The sequence below is a fragment of the Sinosporangium siamense genome, from assembly GCF_016863435.1.
In the GTDB taxonomy this organism is placed as follows: Bacteria; Actinomycetota; Actinomycetes; order Streptosporangiales; family Streptosporangiaceae; genus Sinosporangium; species Sinosporangium siamense.
The window spans coordinates 133,169-154,707 of record NZ_BOOW01000022.1 but is presented as its reverse complement, the minus strand read 5'-3'; the positions used below and the strand labels follow the sequence as shown (position 1 = coordinate 154,707).

General features: G+C 66.5%; 16 protein-coding genes. 9 read left to right on the top strand and 7 right to left on the bottom strand.

Annotated features, from left to right (window positions below; genetic code table 11):
* The first annotated feature begins 53 nt into the window (after window positions 1–53).
* Window positions 54–509 (top strand): hypothetical protein, encoded by a 456-nt coding sequence (locus Ssi02_RS18010; RefSeq protein ID WP_204026908.1) that lies wholly within the window; start codon window positions 54–56, stop codon window positions 507–509.
* Here Ssi02_RS18010 and Ssi02_RS18005 read toward each other — a convergent pair.
* From Ssi02_RS18005 to Ssi02_RS17995, 3 genes are all read right to left on the bottom strand, one after another.
* Window positions 506–1,324, bottom strand: coding sequence for an undecaprenyl-diphosphate phosphatase (locus Ssi02_RS18005; protein ID WP_239129003.1), 819 nt, complete (start codon window positions 1,322–1,324; stop codon window positions 506–508). The genes Ssi02_RS18010 and Ssi02_RS18005 overlap by 4 nt on opposite strands.
* Before the next feature lie 156 nt (window positions 1,325–1,480).
* The gene (locus Ssi02_RS18000) at window positions 1,481–2,983 is read right to left on the bottom strand and encodes a M28 family metallopeptidase (protein WP_204026904.1); all 1,503 of its coding nucleotides are present in this window, start codon (window positions 2,981–2,983) and stop codon (window positions 1,481–1,483) included.
* 122 nt (window positions 2,984–3,105) lie between these two features.
* A complete protein-coding gene (locus tag Ssi02_RS17995; protein WP_239129002.1) occupies window positions 3,106–4,518 on the bottom strand; it encodes a M28 family metallopeptidase in 1,413 nt (470 codons plus the stop codon).
* 411 nt (window positions 4,519–4,929) lie between these two features.
* Between Ssi02_RS17995 and Ssi02_RS17990 the strand changes: the two genes are divergently transcribed.
* From Ssi02_RS17990 to lipB, 3 genes are all read left to right on the top strand, one after another.
* Window positions 4,930–5,427, top strand: coding sequence for an HAD domain-containing protein (locus Ssi02_RS17990; protein WP_204026899.1), 498 nt, complete (start codon window positions 4,930–4,932; stop codon window positions 5,425–5,427).
* A 123-nt stretch (window positions 5,428–5,550) separates the two neighbouring features.
* Window positions 5,551–5,742: a PspC domain-containing protein gene (locus tag Ssi02_RS17985; RefSeq protein ID WP_204026897.1), complete on the top strand. Its 192-nt coding sequence runs from the start codon at window positions 5,551–5,553 to the stop codon at window positions 5,740–5,742.
* A 71-nt stretch (window positions 5,743–5,813) separates the two neighbouring features.
* Window positions 5,814–6,470 (top strand): lipoyl(octanoyl) transferase LipB, encoded by a 657-nt coding sequence (gene lipB, locus Ssi02_RS17980; RefSeq protein ID WP_204026895.1) that lies wholly within the window; start codon window positions 5,814–5,816, stop codon window positions 6,468–6,470.
* A 215-nt stretch (window positions 6,471–6,685) separates the two neighbouring features.
* Here lipB and Ssi02_RS17975 read toward each other — a convergent pair whose 3' ends face one another.
* Complete coding sequence (locus tag Ssi02_RS17975; RefSeq protein WP_204026893.1) at window positions 6,686–7,696, bottom strand: phosphotransferase; 1,011 nt, start codon at window positions 7,694–7,696, stop codon at window positions 6,686–6,688.
* Window positions 7,697–8,091: 395 nt separating this feature from the next.
* Between Ssi02_RS17975 and Ssi02_RS17970 the strand changes: the two genes are divergently transcribed.
* Complete coding sequence (locus Ssi02_RS17970; protein ID WP_204026891.1) at window positions 8,092–10,503, top strand: GcvT family protein; 2,412 nt, start codon at window positions 8,092–8,094, stop codon at window positions 10,501–10,503.
* Window positions 10,504–10,642: 139 nt separating this feature from the next.
* Here the strand turns inward: Ssi02_RS17970 and Ssi02_RS17965 are convergent, their stop codons facing one another.
* A complete protein-coding gene (locus tag Ssi02_RS17965; RefSeq protein WP_204026889.1) occupies window positions 10,643–11,377 on the bottom strand; it encodes a GAP family protein in 735 nt (244 codons plus the stop codon).
* A gap of 624 nt (window positions 11,378–12,001) precedes the next feature.
* On the opposite strand from Ssi02_RS17965, the gene Ssi02_RS17960 reads away from it, so the two are divergent.
* On the top strand, window positions 12,002–13,804 hold the full coding sequence (locus Ssi02_RS17960) for a DUF8189 domain-containing protein (protein WP_204026887.1): 1,803 nt from the start codon (window positions 12,002–12,004) through the stop codon (window positions 13,802–13,804).
* A 245-nt stretch (window positions 13,805–14,049) separates the two neighbouring features.
* Here Ssi02_RS17960 and Ssi02_RS17955 read toward each other — a convergent pair whose 3' ends face one another.
* Window positions 14,050–16,332, bottom strand: coding sequence for a HelD family protein (locus tag Ssi02_RS17955; RefSeq protein ID WP_204026886.1), 2,283 nt, complete (start codon window positions 16,330–16,332; stop codon window positions 14,050–14,052).
* Window positions 16,333–16,405: 73 nt separating this feature from the next.
* Between Ssi02_RS17955 and Ssi02_RS17950 the strand changes: the two genes are divergently transcribed.
* Window positions 16,406–17,041 (top strand): TetR/AcrR family transcriptional regulator, encoded by a 636-nt coding sequence (locus tag Ssi02_RS17950; protein WP_204026885.1) that lies wholly within the window; start codon window positions 16,406–16,408, stop codon window positions 17,039–17,041.
* A gap of 277 nt (window positions 17,042–17,318) precedes the next feature.
* Here the strand turns inward: Ssi02_RS17950 and Ssi02_RS17945 are convergent, their stop codons facing one another.
* Entirely contained in the window at window positions 17,319–18,503 is a 1,185-nt protein-coding gene (locus Ssi02_RS17945; protein ID WP_239129001.1) for an RNA-guided endonuclease InsQ/TnpB family protein, read from the bottom strand.
* A gap of 610 nt (window positions 18,504–19,113) precedes the next feature.
* Between Ssi02_RS17945 and Ssi02_RS17940 the strand changes: the two genes are divergently transcribed.
* Window positions 19,114–20,328, top strand: coding sequence for an MFS transporter (locus Ssi02_RS17940; RefSeq protein ID WP_204026883.1), 1,215 nt, complete (start codon window positions 19,114–19,116; stop codon window positions 20,326–20,328).
* A 273-nt stretch (window positions 20,329–20,601) separates the two neighbouring features.
* Window positions 20,602–21,414 carry an SAM-dependent methyltransferase gene (locus Ssi02_RS17935; RefSeq protein WP_204026882.1) on the top strand — a complete coding sequence of 271 codons (813 nt, stop codon included), beginning with the start codon at window positions 20,602–20,604 and terminating at the stop codon, window positions 21,412–21,414.
* Window positions 21,415–21,539: the final 125 nt, after the last annotated feature.

The window sequence follows — 21,539 nt, the reverse complement described above, 5'->3', positions numbered from 1 at the left end:
TCCCGCGCTCGCGGGCGCTCCGGACACCGGGATGCGTCAAGCAGAATGGTCCTGTGTCAGATGAGTCTCAACGCCCCACACCCGAGTCAGAGCCGGACGACCTTCCCTATATCGACCCGCGCGACGAGCCCGCGGAGTTCGGGCTGACGGTCGGGCTCGTGACGGCCGGCGCAGTGATCGTGGCGGCGATCACCATGTTCTTCGGGTCACCCGAGGCGCCGGGCGGGGTGAAGTGGCTGCTGCTCGGGCCGATCGCACTGATGGCGGGCGAGGTGCTCGTCCACGAGCTGTGGTGGCGGCGCTGGTGGGGGCTGCTGCCGGGGGCGGCTGTCGGCCTGCTGGTCTACTTCGAGGGGCGGCACGTGGCGGCCGACATCCTGGGCGTGGATTGGGGGCACGCGGCGGCCTATGTGCTGGCGTGGGTTCTTTTCGCGGTCGTGTTCGTCTATGCCAGCAGGTGGCCTCAGACGAACTTCTCCGCCGAGCCCAGACCCGGCAGGCCGGCCTAGATCAGGCCCAGGCTCACCGCACCGATGATGATCACCCCGAGGATGATGCGGTAAACGACGAACAGGGTGAACCTGTGGGTGCTGATGTATTTCAGGAACCACGCGATGGCCATATAACCGATGGCGAACGACACCAGAGTCGCCACGATCGTCGGGCCCCAGTTGGGTGCCCGCTCACCACCGATCTCCGACAACTCATAAAGCCCCGACATCAACACCGCGGGGATGGCCAGCAGGAACGAATAACGCGCGGCCTCCTCGCGCCGGTAGTTCAGCAGCAAACCCGCACTGATCGTGCCGCCCGAGCGCGACACACCGGGCACGAGGGCGAGCGACTGGGCCAGGCCGTATGTCAGGGCGTGCCGCATGTTGAGATCTTGATGCAGGACGCGCTGATTGCCCGCCAAACGGTCCGCCAGCCACAGGAACAGGGCGAAGACAATCATCGTCACCCCGATCAGCCGCAGGTCCCGGAAGGTCGTCTCGATCGAGTCCTTGAACGCGAGACCCAGCACGCCGATCGGGATGCTGCCGAAGATGACATACCACCCCATGCGGGCGGCGGAGTCCTTGCGCAGGTCAGGGGTCCAGAGCGACCTGGTCCAGGTCGACATGATGGTCCAGATGTCGCGTCTGAAGTAGATGAGCACGGCGGCTTCCGTGCCGAGCTGGATCACCGCGGTGAACGCCGCCCCGGGGTCCTCCCACCCGAAAAAGGCCGACACCACGCGGATGTGAGCGCTGGAGGAGATGGGCAGGAACTCCGTCACACCTTGGAGCACGCCCAACACCAACGCCTCGAACCAACCGATCACCCGCGGCACCTTCCGTGGTCAGTGTGATGTCGATCACACAGAGTGATCGACGAAGAGGTTAGCGGAGAACGGTGAACGGCTGTGGTCCGACAGGTAACAGCTCGGACATGCTCAACGCTGGGGCCCGTGCCGAGGGTACGGCACGGGCCCGCGTGGTCACTGCCGCGTGATCTTGACGTCGTCCACCCCGGCCTCGACGAGGGAGGCGGTGGAGGCGTCGGCGGCCTCGACGAGGATGCGCACGGTCTGCCCGGCGAAACCGGAGATGTTCGCCGAGGCGGTGCCCCAGGTGCCGTTGCGGTTGGACGCCGCGCCGAGCTGCTGGAAGACCTGGCTCGTGGTCGAGCCGACGACCTTGACCCGGAGATAGTCGGCGCTGGAGCTGTTGGTGCCGTGGGCGAGATACCACGAGAAGCTCAGGTTGAGCGTGCCGCTCGCCGGGAGTGTCACGGGAGGCGACTGGATGCTGCTCGTCCCGCCGTCGAGGTCGTAGGCCCCGGCCGAGGTGCCCGCGAGGCGGCCGGTGACCAGGTCGTTGACGCCGCTGACGGTGGTGCCGAGCTGCTTGGCGCCACTGCTGGTAGTGGCCTCGGGGTCACCGCGTTCCCACTGGCCGGAGGTGGCGGTGTCTGACCCGCCGGGGTTCGCGGTCCAGCCGGTCGCGGTCTCGAAGGTGTCCTGCCAGACTGTCACGGGTGGGGTGCTTGTCGCGATCGTCCACACCGAGTGGGCGATGGCGTCGGTGTTGCGGTCGAGCGCCGTGTCGTTGATGTTGGCCGTCGTGTCGCAGGCCCGGTGGTAACACGGGTCGAACGCCTGCCCCGCCGTACCACCCCAGAGGGATGCCTGGGCGGCCGACTTGATGCCTTCGGCGCCGGTGAAGGTGCCGCCCGCGGGAATGCCCACGGCGATGAAGGGCCCGTAGTCCGAGCGGCCGTCGAAGTCGGTGCCCCGGGTGGCGACGCCGATGCCGGTGAAGTAGCTCTGGATGACCTGCTCGATCTGGGCGGATCCGGCGGGGCCGGGGCCCGCGCCCGTGCCGTCGGAGTTGTCCCCGTCGTAAACGAAGTAACCGGCGTTGGGGGAGCCGACCATGTCGAAGTTCAAGTAGCCCTTGATCTTTGTGCGTTCGGCGGCGGGCAGGTTGTTGACGTAGTACTGCGAGCCGCGCAGACCCAGCTCCTCGGCTCCCCACCAAGCGAAACGCAGGTGTTTGGTGGGTTGCAGCCCCTGGCGGGAGACTTCGAGGGCGGTTTCCAGAATCGCGGCGGAGCCGGAGCCGTTGTCGTTGATGCCGGGGCCCGCCGTCACGCCGTCGAGGTGGGCGCCGGTCATCAGCACGTCATTGGGGTCGCCGCCCGGCCAGTCGGCGATCAGGTTATAGCCGGTCGCGGCGTTGTAGGTGAACGACTGCACGGTGGTGGTGTAGCCGGCCGCGTCGAGCAGGCCCTTCACATAGTTGAGCGAGGCCAGGTAGCCGGGGCGGCCGTGCGCCCGGTTGCCGCCGTTGGCGCTCGCGATGTTCTGGAACTGTGTCAGGTGGGCCTTGACGTTGGCGACGGGGATGTCGGGCGCGGCGTTCGCCGCGGCGGGGGCGAGGGGGAGCACAAGGGGGATGGCCAGGATCGCGGCCAGGGGGATGCCACGCAGAAGACGCATGAGTGCTTCCTTCTGATGAAAGGGGGTGCCGATTGTGCGCAAAGGGTGATGTGCGCGTCACCGGGGCGGAGCGGACCGCCTGGTCGGGCGGTCCGCTCCGTGTGAGGATGTCGGCCGGAGCGTCAGCTCGCGGCGCCCTCGGGCACCGCGACCTGGGTCGCGGCGGTCTTGGCCGTGCTGCTCTTGGCTGTGTTAGCCGCCGTTGCGCGCGGCGGGATGGCGGACAGGTCGTAGGCGTAGGTCGCGGTGGCCCAGGCAAGGGCGTCGGAGTTCACGTCGAGGGCGGTCGCGTTGATGTTGTTGAGGCCATCGCACGCTGCGTGGTAGCAGGGGTCGTACGCCTGGCCCGCGGTGCCGCCGAACAGTGTGGCCTCCTCGGGGGTCTTGATGCCCTCGGCGCCCGTGAACAGGCCGCCGGCGGGGATGCCGACCTCGATGAAGGGACCGTAGTCAGAGCGACCGGAGAAGTCGGTGCCGCGGAAGTTCAGGTCGCGCTTCTGGTAGAAGCGCTCGAAGGTCTTCTCGATCTGGGCGGATCCAGGAGGACCGGCAGGAGAGCCGACGTTGTCGGAGTTGTCGCCGTCGTAGATGAAGTAGCCGAAGTTGGGCGACCCGATCATGTCGAAGTTGAGGTAGAGCTTGATCTTGTCGCGCTGGGCCTGGGAGAGCCCCTCGACATACTGGTTGGAGCCAAGCAGGCCCAGCTCTTCAGCGCCCCACCAGGCAAAACGCACCTTGTGCTTGACCGGGAGCTTGGCGAGCTGCAGGGCGGTCTCCAGCAGACCGGCCGACCCCGAGCCGTTGTCGTTGATGCCGGCGCCCTCGTGCACACTGTCCAGGTGCGCGCCCGCCATGACGACCTTGTTGGGGTCGCCCGTGCGGGTCTCGGCGATCAGGTTCTTGGTGCGGCCGACGTCGACCCGCGTGCTGGTCTTCACGTGGAGCTGCGTGCCGGGGGTGGCGGCGAGCTCGTTGCCGACCGCGAAGTCGGCGAAGACGATGGGAATGCCGAACCGCCACTCACCGATGTCGAAGTTGTAGGCTTCGGTGCGGCCTGGCTGGCCCTCGTTGAAGAAGACGACGGCAGCGGCGCCCGCCGCCTTGGCGTTGGTGGCCTTCTGCACATACGGGCAGGTGCCCCGCTGAATGAGGGCGATCCGCCCGGCCACAAAGCCCGCGAAGTCGGATGCCTCACAACCCGCGGTGGAGGTGCTGGGGGTCGGGCCCGGTGGGAGGACGGCGTCGACCACCTGGACTTCGGCGGTGACGTCACCCGACCCCGACGAGCCCACGGTGAGGAAGTCGACGTTGGGCGTGTAGGTCTTGGGGGTGGGGGCCACCACGTTGAGCTCGGGGGGCGCGAGTTCCGCCCATCCGGTGGGGAACTCCACATCCGTAGTGCTCACCCGGTATCCGGCCCTGCGTAACTTCTGGGCGGCGTACTCAAGCGACTTGTCATAGCCAGGGGTTCCGGCAGCACGGTTGCCGCTGTTCGCGTCCGCGATTCTCTGGAACTCCTGCAGGTGTTTTGTCACGTTTTCGCCCTTGACCTTCTTTGTGAGAAGCAGGGCGAGTGCGTCGGAGACCGGGCTCGCCTGTGCGGTTGGGGCCAAGGCGAGGGGCAGGGACATAACGGTTGCCACGGTAATGGCTTGAACCATGCGTCGTCGGAGGTTCAGGCGCATGCGGCTCCTCCAAGGAGAAGAGAGTGAGTGATCCCCTGAAAATCTGCCTTTCGGAACTTATCCTGATAAGGCGTGATCGACCAGAGACATGGCGTAGTTTTTCGACCGATGGACCGGTCTGGGAGTGCGGTCACATGTCATTGATCGTTTTGTGATCGCTGCGCCCTGCGCCTGTCGCACGGGGTGTGGCCCGGCCGCCGGGTGGCTGTGCCGTACGGGGCGCTCTCGCCGCTGCGGGGGTGGAGCGGCAAGATGGTCGGCATGATCGAGCGTCCCCTGCTGCTGGTCGACGTCGATGGGGTGCTCAACCCGCTTGGGCGGCCCACGCCGGACTTCCGGAAATATGAGTGTCATGTGGAAGGGCAGACCTATACGGTCTTCCTGAACTCACGGCATGGCACACGTCTGCTCTCCCTGGCCGTGGAAACCGGCTCCGAACTCGTCTGGGCCACCACGTGGGAGCACTGGGCCAACGAGTGGATTGCCCCCCGGCTCTCCCTGCCCCAGCTACCGGTGATCAAGTTGCCGCCCAACGTCCGGGGCCAGTTTGGCGAGATGTTCAAGACGCCGGCCATCGCGGAATATGTCGGTCGGCGGCCGTTCGTCTGGTTCGACGACCAGGTGTGGGCGGCCGACGAGGACTATCTCCGGGCGCATCCCGGCGTGGGGGACTTCCTGCTCGTTCAGGTGGATCCCCGGGTGGGGCTCACCCAGACGGAGTTCGGCTACGCCCGCGAGTGGCTGCGACGCCTACCCTGACAGGGTTTTATCAGGGTTCCCCGGGGCACGTTCGCTGATACCTCGCTCGTTGCATAGGTGAGTCGTCAACCACAAACGACATCCGTCCGACGAGGGCGTTCGACTTCCAAGGGGGAGTTTGAAGTGCACCGATCCCGGGAGCATAAGATCATCGCCGGTGTCTGCGGCGGCATCGCGGACAAGCTGGGCGTGCCGCCCACCCTTGTGCGCATCGTTTTCCTGCTGTCCTGCATCATCCCCGGCCCGCAGTTCCTCATCTACATCGCCTTGTGGATCTTCATGCCCAAGGCCCCCGCACGCGCCGCGCATTACTGAGCCGGTCGCTACCAGCCGGTAGGCAGGGACGGCCGAAAACCCGCGCGAAGCCACCTCGTATGCTGGCGTCCATGACGAACCGGCCACACCCTCGGCCGTTGTCCCTGGTCGTCGACGACCTGGTCGACTACGGCACGGCCATGGAGCGCATGGAGCACCTGGTCGCGGAGCGCCAGCGTGACGAGCGCCCCGACACCCTCTGGCTGCTGAGCCATCCGCAGGTCTACACCGTAGGCCGGCGCACGGCCACCGAACACCTGCCCGACCCGAGCCGGGGCATCCCGATCGTGACCACGGGCAGGGGCGGACAACTCACATTCCACGGCCCCGGCCAGCTCGTCGGCTACCTGGTCGTCAAGCTCGGGCAAAACGAAGGCATCGTCGACTATGTGCGCGAGGTCGAACTCCGCCTGGTCGACGCACTGGAGGTGCTCGGCCTGCCCGCCGAGCGCCGCGACACGCCCGCGGGGTCCGAACTCCTGACCGGAGTCTGGACCAAGGCCACCCAACGCAAGATCGTGTCCATCGGCATGCGGCAAAGCCGGGGCGTCACCAGCCACGGCTTCGCCCTCAACGTCGACGGCGACCTGGCACCGTGGAACTGGGCGGTGGCCTGTGGCATGCCCGATGTCGACATGACGTCCGTCGTGCGGGAAGGTGTCGAGGCGACGATGGACCGCGTGCGTGAGGCCGTCGCCGTCGCCTTCGACGCGGTGCAGGGGGACTGAGGTCCGGTACGGCTTGGGCCTGGTTGTTCGTTACCGCGAACAGCCGGCCCGGTGGTCCAGGACTGAGGTCCGGTGATTGTTCGCAACCGCGAACAACCGGCCTGGCGATCAAAGACTAAGGTCCGGTACGGCTTGCGCCTGGTGGGCGGGGTGTGTGCGGCCGGGGTTGTGTTTGCCGCATGCTTGACGGTCGCGTTCAATGACTGGTCGCGTGCCTATCGGCGGCGTATGGCGTCGACGAGCCGGCCGAAAGCGGGGTCGTCGAGATCGCGCAGGGCACGGGCGAACTTCCCGGCGGCCTCCGCCTCGTAGTCGAAATCGGCGTCGGCCGCCTGTTCCTTCAAAAGCCCGTGATGCACGGAGAACCACAAGGTCCACGCCAGATTGGACATCGTCAGGAACAGCCGGACCCTGGCGGTGAGCCCGGCGTCCGGAGCGCCGAAATATGCCCTGGCCAGCCGCTCCGTCAGATCCGGATCGTATTCCGCCTCCGCCGCGATGTCGCCGAGCTCGAATCCAGGGTCGCCGTTGCCGGAGAGCTGATAGTCGACGATGCGCACACTCGTGCGGCTCATCGCGATGAGATTCTGCGGCAGCAGATCGTTGTGGCAGGGGACCGAGGGCAGCCGATGCCCGGTCAACGTCTCTTTGAGGTCACGCACCGCGGGCAACACGTCGAGATAGCCGCCGGGGATCTTCAGGCTGTGCCGTTCGCACAACTCGAGGAACCGGTCGAGTTTGTCGAAGATGGAGAAGTCGTTCACGAACCGCGGCCCCGCGTGCAATGTGCGGCAGGCCGCGGCGATGGCGGGAATCAGCTCCGGATCACGCACCGCCGCCGCGTCCAGCGTGACCCCGTCGAGGAACTCCAGCAGCAACACCGGCAGGCCGGGCAGCCGGTAGATCACCTGCGGTCCGACCCCCGCGGCCGCGGCCCGTTCGGTGTTGGCGATCTCTTGTTCGAGTGGAATGCCGAGCGCCGCCTCGGCGACCCGGGGATCCAGCACACGAAGCAGCCACCTCGTGCCGTCCTCGGCGTCCACGCGTGAGATGCGATGGCTCAGGCCGCCTTTGATCGGGGTCTGCACCACAGGCTGACCGGCCCAGGCGGAGATCAGTTCGTCCAGCCGGGAGGCGGTGAGTTCTCCGAACGCCGAATGCTCACCCAACGCAGCGGGAAACCCCGAGAGGCGCTTTGAGGTCGGCCGCTTGGCGGCATCCGGCATGGCTGATTCTCCTCGCTCTGCTGCGGCCGCTTAATCGTTGCTTTCTCTCGGGGAAAAGCAGGAAGTGCCCGGCTCACAGGCCGTGCCGCCTGGAGGAGCCGGTTGGCGGGAAAATGCGCGATCGGACGGCGTAAACCACTCCGACCTGGGACAACCGGCCGAACCGCCGATCCGCTAGTTCGCCTATGGTCCTCCATGCGCGGGGGAATGTCCATTACCTCTTTTGGATTGGCGAAAACTCGATGCGATCGCGGACCGGAGGTACATGTGGCCTGATGTGAGCTATTTGTGGGCTTATCTTGGGCGAAGCAGATAGATGGGGGTTTCTGGGTGGGTACAAGGTCCATGCCGGCTGTGCGCCCCGCCGCCGGAGCCCCGTCCGGTTGGGAGTCCGCATGGCTCAGTCATCTCCGCCCCTGCCGCAGAGCGCCCAGGCCGTCGTCATCGGGGGCGGGGTGGCCGGATGTTCCGTCGCCTATCACCTTGCGCGACTGGGGTGGACGGATGTGGTGCTGCTTGAGCGGCATGAGCTGACCGAGGGCACCACCTGGCATTCGGCGGGGTTTGTCGGTCAGTTGCGGTCGACGGTGACCCAGACAAAGATGATCATGTACTCCGCCGGACTCTATCCGGAGCTGGCGGACTTCACCGGCCTTGATCCTGGATGGCATGGCGTGGGCGGGTTGCGGCTGGCCACCACACCGGAACGCACCGAGGAACTACGGCGGCAGGCCGGGGCGGCGGAGACATATGGGCTCGACCTGGCCCTGCTCAACCCGGCTGAGATCGGCACCATGATGCCGATGCTCAGGGTGGACGATGTGTCGGCGGCGCTCTGGTTGCCCGGCGACGGATGGCTGGACCCCGCCATGCTGGCCCGCGCGCTGGCGGCGGGGGCGGAGAAACTCGGTGTGCGGATCTACGCCGGAGTGGAGGTCGTCGGGCTCGATGTGCACGACGGGCGGATACAAGCGGTTCGAGCGCTGGTGGATGGGTCCGTGGCGAAGGTGACGACGGACACGGTGGTGAACGCGGCAGGCGCGGCGGCCGGGCGGGTGGGGGCGATGGCTGGGGTGCATATCCCCGTTGTGCCGATCAAGCACCAATATGTGGTGACCTCGCCCTGCGATGTGCCCCCGACGACGCCGACGGTGCGTGATCCCGACAACATCGTCTACTTCCGTGAGGAAGGGGGCGGCATCCTCGTTGGGGGATACATCCGTACACCTGATGTGTGGGACACCCTGGAGCCGTTGTCCACACCCCGCACCCTCTTCCCACCCGATATGCCGAAATTTCGTGAATCGTGGGAGTCGGCGGTGCATCGTGTGCCGGTCCTGCATCGCACCGACATCGTCAAAACCGTGCACGGTCCAGAGGCGTTCACCCCCGATGGGGAGTTCCTCCTGGGAGAGACACAAGTGGGTGGCCTCTGGGTGGCCGCCGGCTTCTGCGTGCACGGCCTCGCGGCGGCGGGCGGCGTCGGCAAGGTCATGGCCGAGTGGATCGTGGACGGCACCCCCGAATACGACATGTTCGGCATGGACATCCGCCGCTTCGGCCCCCACGCCCGCTCCCCACAATGGGCCAAAGCCCGCGCCCTCGACTCCTACAGCGTTTACTACGACATCGTCTACCCCGGCGAGGACCGCACCTCCGCCCGCCCCTTGCGCCGCTCCCCGGCCTGGGTACGGCAAGGCGAACTCGGCGCAGTCTTCGGGGAGAAAGCCGGGTGGGAACGGGTCAACTGGTATTCCACCAACCACGCCCCCGACGCCCGGCGCCCGACCGGCTGGGCCGGCCGCGTCTGGTCACCCGCCATCCGCGCCGAGTGCCTGGCGACCCGTGACACGGCAGGGCTCTTCGACCAGACATCGTTCGCCAAACTCGAAGTGGACGGACAAGACGCCCTCACCAGGCTGGAACACCTCTGTGCCGGGCGAATCGACCGGCCCATCGGCTCGGTCGTCTACACCCAGCTCCTCAACCCGCGCGGCGGCATCGAGGCCGACCTGACGGTCACCCGCCTGGGCGAACAGAGGTTCCGCCTGGTCACAGGCACAGCCTTCGGCCCGCACGACGCGGCGTGGCTAGGCCGCCACGGCCTCGCCGTACACGATGTGACGTCCGCCTATGCGTGCTACTGCCTGTGGGGGCCGGAGGCGTTGCATATCCTGTCCGAGCTGTCCGATGACGATCTGACATTTGGCTATATGCGGGCGCGGGAGATCTCTGTCGGTCATGTGCCCGTGCTGGCGCAGCGGGTGACGTTTGTGGGCGAGTTCGGATGGGAGCTCTATTGCCGTGCGGAGTACGGTCTCACCCTCTGGGACGCACTCATGCACGCCGGCACACCGTACGGCATGAGCCCCGCAGGTTATCGTGCGATCGACTCCATGCGGCTGGAAAAGGGCTACCGGGTGTGGGGGCTGGACATCACCCCCGAAACCACCCCGGTCGAGGCCGGCCTGGCCTTTGCCGTACACCTCGGCAAGGACTTCATCGGCCGCTCCGCACTCGGCCCGGCCGCTCGTGACCTGCGGTGCCTGGTGCTCGCCGATCCCGATCTTGTCTGTCTTGGTGGTGAACCGGTCCGGGTTGGGGGTGTACCCACGTCGCGCGTCACTAGCGGGGGGTATGGCCACAGGGTGGACATGTCTATCGCGTACGCGTATCTGCCGACTGAGGTCGCGGCGGAGGCGCAGGTGGAGGTGGGGGTGTCGGGCACGTGGGTCAAGGCTGACATTGTGGGTGAACCGCTGTACGACCCCGGGCATCGCAGGGTCAGGTCCCTTCCCGGCGCGTAGTGGGAGTGTGCTCTCTGCTTTGCGGGAGCCTTCGTGCTCCTCATTCCTCCTGTGGCCTCGTGCTCAGCCGTGGTTGTGTGTGATTCGCCCGGCCACCGTCGATCATTGGCGACTGCGCCTGATCGGTGGCCCGAGGGAATCATCTGCTCGGGCTGGACGTCGGACTCAGCTCCGGAAGCATATTTGGAGCGACCTGGTCAATGATGTAGGGCAACGCGTCGCGCGCCACAAGGAATCCGACGATGGCCAGAGCCCAGCCGATCATGGAAACCGAGTTCTTGGCGAGCCAATCGCGAATCTTGATGAGAAGAGGCTCCAGCCAGACCCCCGCGACGCCCCTCAGGCCCATGAGCAACAGCGCCGGGACAATCATGAGCAGCACATAGGCCGCAAGCAGCGGGAGCGACTGTGTGAGCGTCAGCGACGCGCCCCTCATCATGCCGATCGCCGCGAGATATGGCGCCATGGTCGCCACTTCGACGAGTCCCGCGGTCAAGGCGAGAAGCACCATGGCTTTCGCTCCGCCCACGGGCGGGGTGAAGGTGCGCTGGGGCTTGCCCTTCTTCGCCAATCGTTCAGGGGTGAACCGGAAGCTCAGAACGAACAGCCCGACCCCGATCGCGAACTGGACCCAATAGGCGGCCGGGCTTCGCAGGAGGTCTCCGTAGTTCTCCATGAACACCGACAGCCCTAGGAGCAGCGCGACGCCCACCAGGAAATAGAAGATTGTCAGGGTGCCGAGGTAGACGAACAGGCGCGAGGTTCGCGGCCGGTCGCCGGCGACCAACATGTATACGGGAATGCCGAGGGTGCCAAAGCTTGTGCTGTCCACAAGAGCAAGGGCGATTAAGGTCAGGAGCAGCGCGGTCGTCACATGACGATCGTCCCGTCGGCCCGACGTCGTGACATCCTTCGTGACATCGAACCTCGCCTACATCCTTCTATGTAGCTGAGCGCTGGGTTTGCAGCTTCGCCGTACTGGGTGTTTGGCCCATGGGGTCCCATCCTGAAGGCGCCAGCTGCCTTGGCTCTCTCCCAGCCTCCCCGGGTGCGGATGCCCTTCCTGGTGGTCACCTGGTCGCCGTCGCGTGTGCCGAGTGGGGGTTCCCTTGCGAATAAGAAAGTGGTGATAGGTCCCTTTCGGTGATGTTTCTATCCAGCGAAACGGGTGATTAAGTGGCCCGTGTGGTTGCCCTATTTGGCAGCTAGCCACGTCTTCGCAGTCTTCGGCCTGCTCATGTTGAACATCTTCCACCTTGAGGTGCGTATGGTCGGGCAGGATTGGGTCTGACCGATTTGTGTCCGTGGAGAGGCTGGTGTGACTCGAATTGGTTTCGTGGTCAAAAACCAGCTTCACTGATTTGTGTATGGGTATGAGGAGCGTAAGCTGATTGTTGGGCCTGATGATAATGCAAGCGAGCGACTCTCATGATTTTGGTTGAAATGTCGGACCTTGCATTGCTTTATTCGCTCACCTTGGTCAGGAGGTTGATCCAGTATGTCGGTCAGTGCCCCGGGTTCTACGCCCAGCGTTGCCCTCCGAAAGGGGGACGAGGGTCGAGAGGTTCAGCGCTTATACCTATACCTCAAGCGCTTCGGCTACTTCCCCAATGAAGCGATCCGCATCGGCAACCTGCTCTTCAGTCCCGTAGTCCCTTTCGAGCCCGAAGTAACCTCACGCTATGACGACCACATGGAGCTGGCCGTCACAAGGTTCCAAGAGCAACAGGGACTCGAGGTCACCGGTGCCGTCAACGACGAAACCCTTGCCCTCATGCAACGCCCCCGGTGCGGCTTCCCCGACCAAGCGGTGAGCGGCCTCGCCGCATATGTGGTTCAAGGCAATAGATGGCCGAACACCACCGTCACCTACAGCTACAGCAACTCCACCCCGGATCTCAGCCTGGCAGACCAGCGTGGCGCTCTCAAAGGAGCCTTCGACCGCTGGGCCGCCGTCACTCCCCTCACGTTCAGGGAAGTGGCGAGCGAAGGGGATATCCGCATCGGCTGGTATTCCGGCGACCACGGCGACGGCGCCGCCTTCGACGGCCCACACGGCGTTCTGGCCCATTGTTTCTACCCTCCCCCGAACGGCGGAGCCCTGGCGGGGGACTGCCACTTCGACGAAGCCGAGAACTGGTCGATCAACCTGCCTCCCAACGGCATCGACCTGCCCACCGTCGCCCTCCACGAAATCGGCCATGGCCTCGGCCTGGCGCATTCGGCCGATCCGTCGGCTGTCATGTACGCCTACTACGGCGGACCTCGTCGCGAACTGGCCGCCGACGACATCGCCGGTATTCGATCCGTCTACGGCAGACGCTTAGGGTGGTCGTCGCTCGGTGGCATCGTCTTCCAGCCAACCGTCATCAGCAACGCCGACGGACGGTTGGAAGTCTTTGTGTACGGCAGTGGCAACGCCCTCCATCACAAGTGGCAGACCTCGGTCGGCGGTTCCTGGAGCAACTGGGCCTCATTAGGCGGTTGGGTCAGAGACCCCGTCGCGACCGTCAACGCGGACGGTCGCCTGGAGGTCTTCGTCCGCGGCAGCGACAACGCTCTTCACCACAGGTGGCAGACCTCGGCGGGTGGTTCCTGGAGCAACTGGGCCTCGCTCGGCGGCTGGATCAGAGACCCCGCCGCAATCGCCAACGCCGATGGTCGCCTGGAAGTCTTCGCCCGGGGTAGCGACAACGCCCTCCATCACAAGTGGCAGACCTCGGCGGGTGGTCCCTGGAGCAACTGGTCCTCACTTGGCGGCGCCGTGAACGGCACCATAGCGGTCGCACGCAACCGTGACGGCCGCCTGGAAGTCTTCGTCAACGGCGACGGCAACGTTCTCCAGCACAGGTGGCAGACCACGGCCGGCGGTTTGTGGAGCGGTTGGTCCTCCCTCGGTGGCAGAGGCACCGACCCAGCCGTCGCCGTCAACGCCGACGGTCGTCTGGAGGTCTTCGTCCGCGGCAGCGACAACGCTCTTCACCACAGGTGGCAGACCACACCCGGCGGATCTTGGAGCAACTGGTCATCACTCGGAGGCTGGATCAAGGACCCCACCACGATCGCCAATGCCGACGGCCGCCTGGAGGTGTTCGCCCGAGGAATCGACAACAAGATCTACCACATCTGGCAGATTAGCCCCGGAGGCTCGTGGAGCACGTGGGCCCTCGTGGGCGGCCTCACCGAAGAGGCCCCCACCATAGGCCGAAACCGCGACGGCCGCCTGGAGGTCTTCGTCAGGGGCAGCGACTCGGCACTCCACCACATCTGGCAGACAGCCCCCAACAACGGCTGGGTCTGAGACACCCCGCTCGGACCCGCGTGGTCGGATCAGGGCCGCTCTGAGGGAGGGGGCGGCATGTCGGCTTGGGGTTTGGCAGTGATGGGGATCGGCCGGTCTCGCACGGCTTCCTGTGACTGCCTCACGGTGGCATTGTCTGGGGGTCTACCTCGGAAACTCCGTATGACCTGTCGGCGCCCTCCAGGCTGGCGTCTGTCGGCGCCATGCTCGGATCGGGGCCGCTCCGAGCATTGAGACAGTGGCGTCTAACCTCTGATAAACGATGGCAGGTCACGTGTGTGGATCACGTCCAGTCGTGACACCGCTCGCGTCAACACCACGTAGAGCCGATTGAGCCCCTGCACTTCCGCGTCGACGATGTCGGCCGGTTCCACCACCACGACGTGGTCGAACTCCAGTCCTTTCGCCATCGAGGCGGGCACGACCGTCAGCCGGGATTCGCTCTTCTCCACAGGACCGGGCGCCACGGTTTTGTTCTCCACAGGACCGGGCACGACGGTTTCGTTCTCCACAGGACCGAGCGCCACGGTCTGCCGGGATTCGCTGTTTTCCGCAGGATCGGAGCCCTGTCGCCCGGGCATCTCTCTGCCGGCATCGGAGAGGCCGCCCGCGCCGTCCACCAATGCCGTCGCCAGATCCGACACCGCACCGTCGGCGGCGATCAACGCGATTGAGCCCTCATGGGTCAGGGCCTCACGAACCGCTTCGACCACACCGGCCTTCACATCGCCCACTCGGTGCAGCCGAAGCCGCCCGTCGGACCGGAAAGACTCCGTCGGCGGCACCTGCGCCGGCAACGCCGCGAGCAGCCGGTTGGCCATCGTCACCACCGCCGCCGGGACACGGTAACCCGTCGTCAAAGCCACGACCTCGGCCTCCGGCCTGCCGAGGTGGGTGAGGTGCTCCTGCCAGGTGAGCGCGGCCCAGGGGGTCGTGCCCTGAGCGAGGTCACCGAGCACCGTGATGGAGCCGTGCTCGCTGCGCCGCGCCACGGCTCGGCATTGCATCGCGGAAAGATCTTGAGCCTCGTCCACGATCACGTGGCCGTAGCCCTGCTGCCGCTCCAGCAGTCCGGCCACTTCGTCGATGAGCACCGCGTCAGCCGCCGACCAACGGACACTTTTCGGCGACTTCACCGGCTTCGGCCACAGGATCAGCTTTTGCTCCTCAGACGTCAGCACCCCCGACGCCGCTGAAGCGAGCGCGCCCGCGTCGCCCAGCAGGCCCGCCACCACCTCCTCCGGCCGCACGGCAGGCCACACCTCGGCGAGGAAGGGCCGGACTTTGCGCGCCATCGCCCGCTCCCAAGCCGCTCCCGGTGTGCCGCCCCGCGCCTCGGCCTGCCGGCGCACCATGGCCACGAGCCTGCTGAGCACCCGCTCCCTGCCCACGGAGTAATGCACCGCCTCGCGCCGGGTGTCGTCGACCACCCGGCGGAACTCCTCGACGGCAACGCGCCATCGCTGGGAACCCTCCGCCACGACGATCGGTTCCACCGGCTTTCGCACCCGCGCATACAACGCACGACGCAGAACCTCCGCCATCCGGACATCGTGCTTGACCACCGCACCGGCATCCTCACCGCCCGCTGCCGGGGCGGCAGCGAGCACGGAGATGGAGGAAGCACCCGAACGCGACCCACCCATGCCGACGTGAGGAACCCCGGTAGACGAAGCAGGCCCATGAGCACGTGTGCCGGCCGAAGGAGGCGGTGTTGAAGCGGGAGATGCAGGCGTGGCGACGCCGAGGAGTTGGTCGATCGTGGTCTGCTCCACATCGACCTCCCCCAACGCGGGCAGCACCGCCGAAATGTAGGTAAGGAAGGCACGACTGGGGCCGAGCACGAGCACGCCACCGCGTTCGAGGCGCCGGCGGTGCGCATAGAGCAGGTAGGCGGCGCGATGCAGACCGACAGCCGTCTTGCCTGTGCCTGGCGCTCCCTGGACACAGATCGACACTCCGAGGTCGGCCCGCACGAGCGCGTCCTGCTCCGGTCGGATGGTGGCGACGATGTCGCGCATGGGGCCGACGCGGGGGCGCTCGATCTCCGCCGCCACAATGCGGCTCGACGTGCCGAGATCCTTGCCCAGGTCGAGGCGCTCGTCCTCAAACCCACTCAACACCAGCGCGGCCCAGCCGAAGCGTCGGCGCTTGGCCAGACCGTGGGGCTCGTGAGCACTCGCCTGATAGAAGGTGCGGGCGACCGGGGCACGCCAGTCGATCACCATGGGCGGCCTGCCGGAGTGACAGGAGATATGCCGTCGCCCCAGGTAATAACGCCGCCCCTGATGGTCGCCCGCCTCCGCCGCCCCGGCGAAGTCGAGGCGGCCGAAGAACGGCGGACCGTTGGGCTGCTCGCTCAGCTCCTTGGCGAGACTCTTGAGATGCCGCCCGAGGCGCTCCGCACTGTAACGATCACCTGCCACCGTCTCGCCGACGATCACATTGTCACGCGCGCCATCAAGCATGGCTTGCACCGCTTCGCGGCACCGCTCGGCATATGCCCTTTCCTCGTCGAGCTCGCTCATCACGCACCCCCTGAAGCTTAACTCGGTTAAGAGATTGCCTAGGTTAACACGCTTGATAGGGTGGGGTGTCGTGATGGGACTCAGGGATCTGAAGAAGCAGCGCGTGCACGAGGCGATCTCGACGGCGGCCATCGCGCTGTTCCTGGAGCGGGGCTTCACCGAGGTGTCGGTGGCCGAAGTGGCCTTCGCCGCGGAGGTTTCCAAGCCGACCTTGTTCAAATACTTCGCGACCAAGGAGGATCTCGTCCTCCACCGCATCGCCGACCATCAAGGCGAAGGAGCCCGAGTCGTGCGACGACGCCCACCCGAGCAGGAACCCCTCGCCGCCCTGCATCAGCACTTCCTCGCCGGCCTCGCCCGCCGCGACCCCGTCACCGGGCTCAACGACACACGAGAGGTGATCGAGTTTCACCGCATGGTCTTCTCCACCCCGAGCCTCTCGGCCCGACTGCTTCAGCACATGGCAGCCGATGAGGAGGCCCTCGCGACCGCCCTCGCCGAGAGCATGACCACGCCCACGAGCATCGTCGAGCGGCAGCTGACCGCCCGGCTCGCCGCCGCCCAGATCCTCGCGACACAACGAGTGCTGGCCAGACACAACTGGCAGGCACTCGACCAAGAACGATCAGCCGACGACCTCCACCCAGAGGCGATCACCGCGGCCGACCACGCCTTCGCCCTGCTGAAGAACGGCCTCACCCTCACCTGAGAGTCGACCTATTTCAAGCGAGAAGGGCCGGCGAACCCCACAGAAGCCGGCACCGCGCCGACCACCATCCCAAGCAAAGACAGCACGCTCCTCGAAGTGCCGTACGAACGGCGTGGACCGAGCGTTCGCGTCCGCTTGCCGGTTTCTTCTTTGGAGGTGAGCGGCGTTGCCGGCTGGAGCCAAGGCGAGGATTGACGCCGGACCGAAGGGTTGATGCCGGGCCGCTCAGTGCATCGGACGGGTGACTCCTCCGCTCCCTGAAGGGAGCGGCTTCTCGCTAAGCCGCTTCCGCAGCCCGGCGAAGGGCAAGCCCTGCCCTCAAGATATTGACCGCCGCGTTCACGTCGGCGTGCGCGGTGTGCCCGCACGCCGTGCATCGGAACGCGGCCTGGGTGAGGCGGTTGTCCGCAGCGCAGTGCCCGCAGCGGGCGCAGGTGCGGGAGGTGCCGGCGGGGTTCACCGCGATCAGCAGCCGACCGGCGCTTTCAGCCTTGTGCGACAGGATCTGCAGGAACACCCCCCAGCCCGCGTCGAGAATGCTCTTGTTCAGCCCGGACTTGGCCGCGACGCCGCGGCCCGGCCGCTCGATCGTGCCAAAGGCGCTGCGGGTCATGTTCGCGATCCGCAGGTCCTCGTGCACGATCACGTCGTAACCGCGGACCAGCGTGAGCGCGGCCTTGTGCGCGCCGTCCAGCCGCCGCCGGCGCACCCCGCCGTGCAGGGCGGCGACCCGGGCGGCGGCCTTGCGGCGGCGATTGGACCCGCGCTTTTTGCGGGCCAGGTCGCGTTGCGCCGCCGCCAGTCGGGCGGCGGAGGCGGCCAGGCGGCGCCGGTTGTCTATGTGGTCGCCGTCGCTGGTCGTCGCCAGCCAGGCCACCCCCCTGTCCAGCCCGACGGCCGTACCCGTGGCCGGGAGCGGCCGAGCCGGCACGTTGTCGCACGACAGGACGACGTACCAGCGGCGGCCCTCCCGCTTGACGCCGATCGTCTTGACGGTGCCCTGGACGCGGCGGTGCCGGTGCACCCGCACATGCCCGATCCCCTGAAGCCGCACAAAGACGGGGGCCGGGTGGTGCGGCTGGGAGTCCCACCGGCAGCCGTCGCCGTCCCTGGGCCATTCGACGGTATCGAACCGGCCCTGGCCCTTGAAACGGGGGAAACCGGGTGTGCGGCCCCGGCGGACCCGCGTGAAGAACGCGGTGAACGCCTTGTCCAGCCGCCGCAGGGTGGCCTGCTGGGAGGAGAACGACCAGCGCGCCTGCCCCTGCGGGTCGCCGGCGCGGATGTGCTTCAACTCCCCCGACTGGTCGCCGTACCGGACCCTCACCCCCGCTCTGGCGTAGGCGGTGCGGCGGTGCTCCAGCGCGCCGTTGTACAGCTGCCGGTGATCCTCAAGGCACGCGGCGAGCGCGGCGGCCTGCCGCGCGGTGGGACGCAGAAGGAACTTGAACGACCTGCGCACGCCCACCTCCCCGATGCGGCAACCAGGACAGCACGGTACCGGCCGGCACCGACAAAACCCGGAGGGAACACTGTGACGCGTCGACCTGGCAGGTCAGGGCACGCTCGGGCCTTGACGGCCCTCCTGCTCCGGATTACCCCGCCGCCTAAAGGCGACGGTCCCCTCGGGAGATTGTGATGGAAAAACGTGTTGCCGTCCGACACCCGCATGGATAGCGTCCGGCTGCACGGCCATCTCGGAGAGGGGAGACCACCTTGGCTACCGAAGCGGATGTGTGTGTTTCGACGCAGGAGTCCGCACTAGCCTGACCCCACCGTAGGAACGGCCGGTTTGCCCATTGGCGGAGCGCGGCGCCGGAGATTGTCTCTCGTCACCGTAGCTCTCCGTAGGCGGAGCCGGTTGGGCCGATGTCTGGACGGTGGGTTAGACCGTCTGAGCTCGTGCCCTTCTACAAGCGCTCGCTGTCCGTGACGCCGGGCCGATGCCTTGATGCTCATAAGCAGGTACGGCCAAGCCGGCAGCTAGGCAGGTCCACAGGCCCCCAGGACTCCTCGCGGCGAAACATCACCTCGTTCTCAGAGCCTGTTTCGCCTCTCACGAGGAGTTCCTTTTGCATGCCCAAAAATCGCGCCTAGGCGCGGATTTCTTTAAGCTGTGGACCGCGTCGGCGATCTCCAATCTCGGCGACGGCGTCACTGCGGTGGCTGCGCCGCTGCTGGTGGCGTCGATGACGGATGAGCCGCTGCTCGTGGCCGGGGCGGCCTTCGTACAGCAGCTTCCCTGGTTGCTGTTCGCGCTGGTCAGCGGTGCCTTGGCCGACCGTCTGGACCGGCAGCGGCTGATTGTGGCCGTCAACCTGCTGCGGGGCCTCGCCGTCGCGGTGCTGGCGGCAGCCCTGGTCATGGGAGTCGCATCGGTCCCCCTGGTATACATCGTCTTCTTCCTGCTGGGCACCGGGGAGACCCTGGCGGACACGGCTTCCGCCGCGCGGTTGCCCACCGTGGTGCCGCCCGAGCGGTTGGCCACGGCCAATGCCAGGCTCATGGCGACGTTCACGGTCATCAACCAGTTCGCCGCCAAGCCGGTGGGGGCGTGGTTGTTCGTGGTCGCGGTGGCTTTGCCGTTCGGGGTCAACGCGGTCACCTTTGTGGTGGCGGCACTGCTTGTCGCGTGGATGCGACCGGTGCCGGGTGAAGTGAGCGCGCAGGAGCAGCGGCAAGGCATCTGGGGTGATGTCGCGGCGGGTATGCGGTGGTTGTGGCGGCACCGGCTGCTTCGCACCCTGGCGTTGACTATGGGAGTGGGCAACGTCGTCTTCTGCGGCGCCTTCGCGGTGTTCGTGCTCTACGCGGACGAACGGCTGGGGTTGTCCGAGGTGGGGTACGGCTTGCTGCTGGTGGCGTTCGCGGTCGGTGGCGCCGTGGGCACACTGGTGGCCCCGCGGTTGCAGGCCCGGGTCGGTGCGGCGGCGTTGCTGCGCGCAGGGCTTGTGATCGAGATGGTCACACATCTGGTGCTGGCGGTCACCACTCACCCGTGGATCGCGGCGGTCACGCTCACGGTGTTCAGCGTGCACGCGATGGTGTGGGGCGTGATCGTGGTGACGCTGCGGCAGCGTGCGGTGCCGGAGGGGTTGCTCGGCAGGGTGACCGGTGTCTATTCGCTCCTCGATCTCGGTGGCGCGGCAGTGGGGTCGCTGCTCGGTGGCCTCCTGGCCGGCGTGTGGGGGATCACGGCACCCTATTTCCTGGCGGGCGCCGTAATGGCGGTGGTCACGCTGGCGGTCTGGCCGATCTTGGGACGTGAGGCGGCCACGGTCAGGTGACGCCGAGAGCGGCGCAGGCGGCGTCGACGGTGGCAAATCGCCCGCGTGGCGACCATGGTGCCGCCTGGGGTGATCAGGGCGGCGTTGAGGTTCCGGGGTGGCGTTATTCGGCTATATGACCGGACCGTCGTAAAGACCTACTCACCTGCGGAAATGCGGGCTTGAGAGGTCCAAGTGGGGGGCTGTCCCGCTCCTGGCTGCTTGTCCCTGTGCGGGGATGATGATCGAAGTTAGGATGCGGGGTGCGGCCCCCACAATCTAAGGAATCTGGCCATGTCTTCGGATCCAACGCCCCAGATCAACACCTCCATCGCCCACTCCGCCCGGGTCTATGACTACTGGCTCGGCGGCAAGGACAACTTCGCCGCCGACCGTGCGCTGGGGGATGCGATGGTGCAGGCGATCCCCACGTTGCCGGTCATGGCACGCGCCAACCGTGACCTTCTCGGGCGCGCCGTCCGCTACTTGACCCAGAAGGCAGGCATTCGGCAATTCCTCGACATTGGCACCGGCATCCCGACAGCGGGCAACATTCACGATGTCTCACAGAGCATCGCCCCCGAGTCCCGGGTGCTTTACGTCGACCACGACCCGATTGTGCTGGCGCATGCGCGAGCGCTCATGGCGAGCCGGCCTGAGGGGCGGACCGAGTTCATCATGGCCGACCTCCGCGAGCCGGAGGCGATCTTGGCGCACCCGACGCTGGAGAAGATCCTCGACCTCGACCGGCCGGTCGCGCTGATGCTGGTGGCGATCCTGATGTACTTCGACAACGAGGACGATCCGTACACCCTGGTCCGCACTCTGCTCGACGCCCTCCCATCGGGCAGTTATCTGACGATCACGCACCCAACGGCAGACTTCGATCCGGAGTCCACCGGCGCGGCGGTGGCGGCTGCCACTCAGGCCGGGATCAAGCTCGTTCCCCGGACCAAGGCCGAGGTGGAGAAGTTCTTTGCCGGCCTTGAGGTGGTCTCTCCGGGGGTTGTGCCGGTGTTGTCCTGGCATCCGGGTGAAGCCAACGAGTGGCCGGCGGACGACCCCAACAGCGTCTGGTACTACGCGGGCGTGGCCCGCAAGCCATAACCCTTGCGAAAAAACGCCCTTTCGCCGGCCGGAGGGGCGTTTTGCCATATCAGGGGTCGCCTATCGGCGGATACCGGATGCATCCTGAAGATGAGAGTGGGGGCGGGAGATTTATAGAGTTATTT